2 protein-coding genes are annotated in these 1,109 nt (G+C 36.8%); both read left to right on the forward strand.

What is annotated here, in order from left to right; all coding sequences use genetic code 11:
* Nucleotides 1–18 precede the first annotated feature (18 nt).
* Entirely contained in the window at nucleotides 19–519 is a 501-nt protein-coding gene (locus O0J15_RS21295) for a DUF1642 domain-containing protein (RefSeq protein WP_308306319.1), read from the forward strand.
* Nucleotides 520–715: 196 nt separating this feature from the next.
* Nucleotides 716–1,069, forward strand: coding sequence for a hypothetical protein (locus O0J15_RS21300; RefSeq protein ID WP_308306320.1), 354 nt, complete (start codon nucleotides 716–718; stop codon nucleotides 1,067–1,069).
* Nucleotides 1,070–1,109: the final 40 nt, after the last annotated feature.

Raw genomic sequence — 1,109 nt, forward strand, 5'->3', positions numbered from 1 at the left:
GAATAAAGGAGTTGGAAGATGAATAAGCAGGAATTGATTGATAAATATGAAGCGGCTGAATGTGTTGTGGATTTTGTTAGCGGAAAAACTCTTTTAAAAAATATTCGAAGAGATTTGGAACAACTAGACGAACCAAAACCAGTCAAAGTCCCGCAGGTTGTGGCGGATTGGATTGAGGTTTGTAAAGCACATTTGACATCTAGTCTATATACTGCTATGAATCCAAATTTTATGAAAGAAAACAACCAAAGTTTCGATTTGATATTATGGATTAAAAAGACGAGCAACCAAGAAATATTCGCCCGAGCATGGATTTTCGGCTACGAGGTCGATGAAGAGAAGAGGTATCTGGTTAAGATTAAAGCATCTAATCAGTACATTATGAGTAATCCTGATGAGAATGCTATTTTTTTCTACAGTTGCAGAGCATATTCTAAACTTACCCGCAAAGAACTAGAAGAAGCAGGCTTCGGTTGGGTGTTCGATTGTGAAGGGATTGAGATTGAGGAGGTGGAGTGATGAGTTATGAGTGTTCGAACTGTTGCAAAGAACTCGAAGACGAGTTTCTGGTAGTACAAGAGAATCATGTTATTCTTGTATTATTTAATGATGTTGAAAATTGTTTCTGTAGTCAGCAATGTGTCAACGATTTCTTGATGATTGAATCTAAGTATTTATCAAATGGAGATATACCATACGATGAGGAGGTGGAGTGATGGAATTTTTACTAACAAGCACAAGCGGGTGGGTTGAAAGTCGAATCCCTAACGCCGTGATTAAAAAATACACAAAAATAGAAGTTAGATTCTGTTCGACATTTGAAGAACATGATGAGCGATTTTCTTGGATGGAAGGCAATTGGCTTTCTGAAGGAGTTAATCATAAAACGTCTAAAGGTCGAATACAAAGAGAATTACCGAACGGTGCAGAGGGTCATTTTATCGAAATCAATTCGATAGAGGAGTTGCTAGAATTTCAGAAAAAAGTAGGACATGAGCTGATAATCACTTCTGCTATTGATAACGAATCAATTCCAGCTATTGAAATTTACAATAATTACAGGGAGTGAACATGAAACGATTTATCGCAATCTGGATTTTATTGTCTGG

It is taken from the genome of Stenotrophomonas sp. Sm10, assembly GCF_030985515.1.
GTDB classification, from domain to species: domain Bacteria; phylum Pseudomonadota; class Gammaproteobacteria; order Xanthomonadales; family Xanthomonadaceae; genus Stenotrophomonas; species Stenotrophomonas hibiscicola.

What these genes read in the sequence shown, in the direction of transcription:
- O0J15_RS21295 (WP_308306319.1), top strand. Translation starts at nt 19, where the DNA reads ATGAATAAGCAGGAATTGATTGATAAATATGAAGCGGCTGAATGTGTT.
- O0J15_RS21300 (WP_308306320.1), top strand. Translation starts at nt 716, where the DNA reads ATGGAATTTTTACTAACAAGCACAAGCGGGTGGGTTGAAAGTCGAATC.